The following is a 7,497-nucleotide window of genomic DNA, read 5'->3' on the forward strand; positions in this document are numbered from 1 at the left end:
GGAGGAACTCAACTTGACACTACGCTACTTAACCGCGGGCGAGACGCACGGCCCGCAGCTTACCGCTATTATCGAAGGCTTGCCAAGCAATCTCGAGCTGGACTTCGAAGCGCTTAACTTCCAGCTTCAGCGCAGACAGAAGGGACATGGGCGCGGCCGTCGGATGCAGATCGAACAGGATACGGCCCAGATCGTGGGCGGCGTGCGTCACGGCCGCACGACCGGCGCGCCGGTCGCGCTCGTCGTCGCCAACAACGACTGGAAGCATTGGACCTCGGTCATGAACGTCGAGCCGATCGAAGGCGGCGACGAGGCCAAGCGCCGCGTGCATCGTCCGCGCCCCGGCCATGCCGACCTGAACGGCGGCATCAAGTACGAGCAGAAGGACCTTCGCAACATTTTGGAGCGCTCCAGCGCGCGCGAGACGGCCGCGAGAGTGGCGGTCGGCGCCGTCGCCCGGCAGCTGCTGGCCGAATTCGGCATTCGCGTGGCCGGCCATGTCGTCTCGATCGGCGGCATCAAGGCACCGCCGCTTCCCGCGGACATCGGCGTCGACGAGCTGATTGAGCGCACGGAGGCTTCCTCCGTTCGCGTCATCGACGCGGAGACGGAGCAGCGGATGATCGAGCTGATCGACAAGACGAAGGCGGACGGAGATTCGATCGGCGGTGTCGTCGAATGCATCGTCACGGGACTGCCGATCGGTCTCGGCAGCCACGTGCAATGGGACCGCAAGCTCGACGGCCGGATCGCGCAGGCGGTCGTCTCGATCAACGCGTTCAAGGGCGTCGAGATCGGCATCGGCTTCGAGGCTGCGGACCGTCCGGGCTCGCAGGTTCATGACGAGATTTTGTATACCGAGGAGAAGGGCTACCACCGGGCGAGCAATCGTCTGGGCGGCTTCGAGGGCGGCATGACGAACGGCGAGCCGATCGTCGTGCGCGGCGTCATGAAGCCGATCCCGACGCTGTACAAGCCGCTCAAGAGCGTCGATATCGATACGCGCGAGCCTTTTACGGCCCAGGTTGAGCGTTCAGACGCCTGTGCGGTGCCGGCGGCGAGCGTCGTGATGGAAAACGTCGTCGTCTGGGAAGTCGCCAAGGCGTTTATTGAGAAGTTCGGCGGAGATTCGATGGAAGAGATTCGCGCGAACTACGACAATTATATGAAGCAGACGAGGGACTATTAAATGGCTGCGGCAGGAGAAATCCGCGAGTTGACCGTCGACCTCGGCGATCGCTCGTATCCGATCTACATCGGGTCCGGTCTGCATGCGGAGTCCGGCGCGTATTTCAAGCGGCTAGGCTTGCCTGTAGGCTCACCGTTGCTGCTCGTCACCGACGCGTCCGTCCACGGCTTGTACGCGGATCGGATCAAGCAATCGCTCGAGGACGCGGGGTACCAAGTCCACATGTCCGTCGTACCTTCGGGCGAGTCGTCCAAGTCGCTTGCGCAGCTTGACGCGCTCGTCGCCGATGCGCTGACGGGCGGTCTCGACCGCAAATCGACGGTCGTCGCACTCGGCGGCGGCGTTGTAGGCGACCTGGCCGGCTTTCTCGCCGCCGTCTACATGCGCGGCGTCCGCTTCGTGCAGATGCCGACGACGATTCTTGCGCACGACAGCAGCGTCGGCGGCAAGACGGCAGTCAACCACAGTCTCGCGAAAAACATTATCGGCGCCTTCCACCAGCCCGAAGCGGTGCTGTACGATCTGGACGCGCTCGTCAGCCTGCCTCTGCGGGAGGTGCGTTCAGGCCTGTCCGAGGTGATCAAGCACGGCTTGATCTGGGACGCCGCCTTCGTCGATTGGTGCGAGGAGAACGCGGAGCGGCTGCTTGCGCTCGACCCCGATGCGCTCGGCTACGCGCTGTACGAAGGCTGTAAGGTCAAGTCGATCGTCGTCTCCAGGGACGAGCGGGAGAACGATCTACGCGCCATACTTAATCTCGGCCATACGATCGGGCATGCGCTCGAGGCGGCGGCCGGGTACGGGGAGCTGCTGCACGGCGAAGCGATCGCGATCGGCATGGTCGGCTCGGCCCGGCTCGCCGCGCGGTTCGGATACGGCGACGACATCGCGATCCGTACGGAAGCGATTTTCCGCAAGTTCGGCTTGCCGGTTCGCATCCCGGCGCATCTCGCCGCGGACGAGATCATGAAGGCCATGCAGCACGACAAGAAGTTCAGCGAGGGCAGCATGGTGTTCGTCGTGCCGACGTCGATAGGCAGCGTCGAGATCAGGCGCGACGTGAGCGCGGCCTGGGTAAGAGAGATCGTCGAAGGGTTGACAGAGGAGGCTTGAAGCGCATGAGCATGAGAGGCATTCGAGGCGCCATTACGGTGGACGTCAATGAAGCGACGCCTATATTGGAAGCGACGATTGAGCTGCTGGGCGCGATCGTCGAGGAGAACGGCACGCGTCCCGAGGACATTTGCAGCGTGTTCATCACGGTGACGCCGGATTTGGACGCGACGTTCCCGGCGAGCGCGATTCGCAGAATGGCGGGCTGGGAGCTGGTGCCGCTGATGTGCTCCGTAGAGATTCCCGTCAAGGGCGGTCTTGAGCGCTGCATTCGGCTGATGGTTCACGTGAACACCGAGGCGACGCAAGCGGAGATTCGCCATGTGTACCTCGGCGAAGCCGTCAAGCTTCGGCCGGATCTGTCGTCCGCCCGTTGACGTCCGCCCTCCGGCGATGCTATAGTAGACACATTACTTGGCGCAGAACCGTCGGCCGGAGGGACGATGACTTACGCGCGGGTGAGACGAGCAGAGCAGAGATGAGCGGAGCGGCCGATACGGTTCCTTGCGGAACGCGAAGTCGGCATAGGCGGCGAACGAACCGGCGGCATGAGCCGGGCGGTAGCTTGTCTACATATCCCTTATCTATGAGATCGCCTCTGCATGTGCAGAGGCGATTTTTTCGTTTTTCAAGGTTCATGGCTCGTGCATTAATCGCCGGCATGAGAGGCCGGCGCATCGGCGGGACCGCACAGGCTGCGGCCCTGGAGAGGGGAGATACAAGAGATGGAACAGCAGCGCGGGAAAGAGCTTCAGGAGGTAATCCGGCTGTCGGCCGCCTACAATGTCATTCCGGTCGTCAGAAGATTGATGGCGGACACGGAGACGCCGATTCGCGTTTTCCAGCAGCTCGGCCAGGGAGGCCGCGCCTTTTTGCTCGAGAGCGTGGAGGGCGGCATCAAGTGGGCGAGATATTCGTTTATCGGCACGGACCCGTTTATGGTGCTTCGGTTGAAAAAAAACAAGGTATCGATCGACCAGGGGGGCCGCGAGGAAACGTACGAAACGACGGATCCGTTGAAGCTGCTGCGTGAGCGACTCCGGGGCTATCGCAGTCCCGCGCTGCCTGAGCTTCCTCCGTTTACGGGCGGAGCGATCGGATTTTTCGGCTACGATCTGCTGCAATATTATGAGCGCAGGCTGCCCGCGCATCGCGAGGACGACCTGAACATGGACGACATGCACTTCATGTTCTGCGACCGCATCGTCGTTTTCGACCACTTCAAGCAGCAGGTGCTCGTCATCGGCAACGTGCATGTGACGGACGGCGCCTCCGACGCCGACATCGAGCGCGAATACGCGAAGGTGTCCGCCAGCATGGACGAGACGATTGCGCGCATGCGCCAGCCGCTGCCGCCGTCGGCCCCGGCCGTCGGCACGCCGCCGGTAGACCCCGAGCTTGGCGACGTTCGCTCGAACCTGACCAAGGAGCAGTTCCTTGCGAACGTGAACCAGGCCAAAGATTACATTCGGGCGGGCGACATTTTCCAAGTCGTGCTCTCCCAGCGCTTCCACATCGAGACCGAGGTCGATCCGCTTCAGGTATACCGGATGCTGCGGACGATGAACCCGTCGCCTTACATGTACATGCTGAAACTGGGCGACGAGGTCATCGTCGGCGCTTCGCCCGAGCTGCTCGTCAAGGTCGACGGCGACCGCGTCGAGACCCGGCCGATCGCGGGTACGCGTCCGCGTGGCCGCACGCCCGAAGAGGACGCCGCACTCGCCAAGGAGCTGCTGGCGGATGAGAAGGAGCGCGCCGAGCACGTTATGCTCGTCGATCTGGGCCGCAACGACCTGGGCCGCGTCTCCGAATTCGGTACGGTACGCTGCGATTCGTACATGGAGATCGAGCGTTACTCGCACGTCATGCACATCGTGTCCAACGTCACGGGCAAGCTCGCCACCGACAAGACATTTTTTGACGCTTTCCTGTCGTGCCTGCCGGCGGGCACCGTGTCCGGCGCGCCGAAGCTGCGGGCGATGGAGATCATTTCCGAGCTGGAGCGGGAGGCGCGCGGCGCTTACGCGGGCGCGATCGGCTACTTCGGCTTCTCCGGCAACATGGATACGTGCATTACGATCCGCACGATCGTGTTCAAGGGCGGCAAAGCGTACGTGCAAGCCGGCGCCGGCATCGTATGGGATTCCGTGCCCGAGAGCGAGTACGAGGAGACGGTCAACAAAGCCAAGGGCTGTCTGAAGGCGATCCGCGCTGCGGAGGCGATGTTCCCGCCGGCGGCGAAGCCGAAGCCGGGCAGGCTGATCGTCATGGCGGGCGACCGCAGCACGAATCTGGACTACGATTGATCGATTCCATACTTAAACGCGGGAGGGCATGACGATGACGGTAATAGACGCGAACATAACGATGCCGCAAGCGATGGCGAAGCTGATGGCCGGGCACGATCTGCTGAAGGAAGAGGCGCACGGCGTGATGAGCCTCATCATGCGCGGCGAAGCGACGCCGGCCCAGATCGGAGCCGCGGTGGTCGCGCTCCGGCTCAAGGGCGAGAGCATCGAGGAGATCACCGGCTTCGCGGAGGCGCTGCGTGACTTCGGCAACAAGGTAGCGGCGCCCCACGAAGATCTGCTGGACACTTGCGGCACGGGCGGTTCGGGCATCCATAAATTCAACATTTCCACCTCCTCGGCGATCGTCGCGGCGGCGGCCGGCGCGAGAGTGGCAAAGCACGGCAACCGCGCGATGAGCGGCAAAGCGGGCAGCGCGGACGTGCTCGAGGCGCTCGGCGTCAACATCCAGCTGACGGCGGAGCAAGCTGCGGCTTGCCTGCGCGATACGGGCATTACGTTCATGTTCGCCCAGCTGTACCATCCGGCGCTGAAGCACGCTGCGGCCCCTCGCAAAGAGCTCGGCATTCGCACGATCTTCAATATGCTCGGACCGCTCGCGAATCCCGCCGGCGCAGACCGTCAGCTGATGGGCCTGTACGACAGGACCAAGACCGACGTCGTCGCTGCCGTGCTCGGCCGGCTTGGACTGAAGCGCGCGATGGTCGTCGGCAGCCATGACGGACTTGACGAGATCAGTGTGTCCGCGCCGACGCAGGTGTCCGAGCTGAAGGACGGCGTCGTCACGACGTACGACATCACGCCGGAAGACCTGGGGCTTGCGACGCTGCCGCTCGGCGCATTGATCGGCGGCGACGCGGCCGAGAACGCCGACATCGTCCGCCGCATTCTGGCGGGGGAACGCGGCGCCTATCGCGACGTCGTGCTGGCGAACGCCGGCGCGTGCATCTATGTCGCCGGACGGGCGGACAGTCTCGCGGACGGCGTCAAGCTTGCGGCGGAGACGATCGACTCGGGCGCGGCGGCTGCGAAGCTGTCGCAGTGGATCAAGCGGACGGAGGAGCTCGGACATGTTTCTTGATCGAATCGTAGCGACAAAAAAAGAAGAAGCGGCGGCACTGAAGGCGTCGATGAATTTGAACGCCGCCGAGCGCGAGATCGCGGGCCTGCCCGCTTGCCTGGGCTTCGAAGCTGCGCTTCAGGCGGGTCGGCGCCGCCGGCCGGTCGGCCTCATCGCCGAAGTGAAGAAGGCAGGCCCCTCCAAGGGGCTCATCCGGCCGGACTTTCATCCGGTACAGCTCGCCAAGGCGTATGAGGCTGCCGGCACGGACTGCATCTCGGTGCTGACCGACGTTCAATATTTTCAAGGCAGCAACGATTATTTGCGCGGCGTCCGCGAGGGCGTGAACGTCCCGCTGCTGCGCAAGGACTTTACGATCGACGAGCGGCAAGTGTATGAGGCGCGACTGATCGGCGCCGACGCGATCCTGCACATCGCGGCGATCCTGGACAAGCGGCAGCTGGATGCCTATCATCGGCTCGCGCGCGACATCGGGCTGGACGTGCTCGTCGAGGTGCATAACCGCCCCGAGCTCGAGACGGTGCTCGAAGTCGGGCTCGCGACGCTGATCGGCGTCAACAACCGCAACCTGCACACGTTCGAGACCGACCTTGCGGTCACGGAAGAGCTGATCGCGCTTATGCCGCAAGGCGTCACGGCGGTCAGCGAGAGCGCGATCGCCTCGCCGGACGATATCGCGTATGTCGGCAAGGCTGGCGCGCAGGCCGTGCTCGTCGGCGAGCACTTCATGCGTCAGCTGGACGTCGGCGCCGCGATCGAAGGCTTGCTCGGCCCGGTCGTCCAGGCGGGAGCGGCGGGATGAGCGCTAACGGCGAATGGGATCTGACGCGTAGGGAGACGGCAGTAGCCAAGATCACGCGTCCGGCGGTCAAAATCTGCGGCATCATGCAAGCGGAGACGCTGCGCGAGATGGACGGGCTGCCCGTCGACTACATCGGCTTTATCTTCTCGCCGAAGAGCCGCCGCTACGTGACGCCCGCTGCGGCGGGCGAACTGATCCGTCAGTCGCGCGAATCCAGGATGGCAGGCGGCCGTCCGCCGCTCGCCGTCGGCGTGTTCGTCGACCCGACGCTCGAGACGCTTGAGGCCACGCTCGCCGCAGCGCCGCTTGACGTCGTGCAGCTGCACGGCAAAGGCGAAACGCCGGATTTTTGCAGAGAGGTCGCCCGGCGGTTTAAAGTAGACGTGTGGCGCGCGCTGTCCGCCGGCGGCGAAGAACAACGATCGGACGGGGCGGCGGAAGGCGCCGAAACGCCCGATGCCGGCCCCGCGCGGCTAGCGGCTTATGCCGGCGCCGTATCCGCCGTGCTGATCGACACGGCCGGCGGGGGCACGGGACGCGCTTTTCCGTGGGAAGTCATTCCGGCCTACGAGCGGGCCGCCAAAGCAGCCGGCATTCGGCTGTTTGTCGCGGGCGGACTCGATCCGGACAACGTAGGGGAACTGCTGTCGGTCTATGCGCCCGACGGCGTCGACATATCGAGCGGCGTCGAGACGAACGGCGCCAAGGACGCGATTAAAATCGCCGCATTCGCGGAAAGGGTGAAGCAGCAATCATGACGACGACACAATTGCCGGACACGTACGGCCGATTCGGCAGCTTCGGCGGACGCTACGTCCCCGAGACGCTGATGAACGCGCTGTACGAGCTGGAGGAAGCCTACAACCGCTACAAGGACGATCCGGATTTTCTGGCGGAGGTTCGTTATTTGCTCAAGCAATATTCGGGCCGGCCGACCCCGCTGTATTATGCCGAACGCCTCACCGGGCATCTCGGCGGCGCGCAGAACTATCTTAGGCGG

At 64.0% G+C, this 7,497-nt stretch carries 7 protein-coding genes and 1 pseudogene; all 8 read left to right on the forward strand.

All coding sequences use genetic code 11. The features are described 5' to 3' along the window. Positions 1–13: 13 nt before the first annotated feature. Positions 14–1,189 carry a chorismate synthase gene (aroC, locus tag KVT38_RS05955; RefSeq protein ID WP_217592765.1) on the forward strand — a complete coding sequence of 392 codons (1,176 nt, stop codon included), beginning with the start codon at positions 14–16 and terminating at the stop codon, positions 1,187–1,189. Further along, positions 1,190–2,302 carry a 3-dehydroquinate synthase gene (aroB, locus tag KVT38_RS05960; protein WP_217592766.1) on the forward strand — a complete coding sequence of 371 codons (1,113 nt, stop codon included), beginning with the start codon at positions 1,190–1,192 and terminating at the stop codon, positions 2,300–2,302. 5 nt (positions 2,303–2,307) lie between these two features. Next, positions 2,308–2,679, forward strand: coding sequence for a chorismate mutase (gene aroH, locus KVT38_RS05965; protein ID WP_217592767.1), 372 nt, complete (start codon positions 2,308–2,310; stop codon positions 2,677–2,679). Positions 2,680–3,027: 348 nt separating this feature from the next. Further along, on the forward strand, positions 3,028–4,611 hold the full coding sequence (gene trpE, locus KVT38_RS05970) for an anthranilate synthase component I (RefSeq protein WP_217592768.1): 1,584 nt from the start codon (positions 3,028–3,030) through the stop codon (positions 4,609–4,611). Positions 4,612–4,645: 34 nt separating this feature from the next. Next, a complete protein-coding gene (gene trpD / locus KVT38_RS05975) occupies positions 4,646–5,695 on the forward strand; it encodes an anthranilate phosphoribosyltransferase (RefSeq protein WP_217592769.1) in 1,050 nt (349 codons plus the stop codon). Continuing rightward, positions 5,685–6,497, forward strand: coding sequence for an indole-3-glycerol phosphate synthase TrpC (gene trpC, locus KVT38_RS05980; RefSeq protein WP_217592770.1), 813 nt, complete (start codon positions 5,685–5,687; stop codon positions 6,495–6,497). Before trpD ends, trpC begins: the two co-directional genes overlap by 11 nt. Positions 6,498–6,547: 50 nt before the next feature. After that, positions 6,548–7,255, forward strand: a complete 708-nt coding sequence (locus KVT38_RS05985) for a phosphoribosylanthranilate isomerase (RefSeq protein WP_217592786.1) — start codon at positions 6,548–6,550, stop codon at positions 7,253–7,255. Beyond that, a pseudogene (locus KVT38_RS05990) lies at positions 7,252–7,497 on the forward strand (tryptophan synthase subunit beta); the annotation flags it as partial. The gene KVT38_RS05985 and the pseudogene KVT38_RS05990, both read left to right, overlap by 4 nt.

Origin of the sequence: Cohnella sp. GbtcB17, assembly GCF_019091135.1 — a bacterium.
Lineage (GTDB): Bacteria > Bacillota > Bacilli > Paenibacillales > Paenibacillaceae > Cohnella.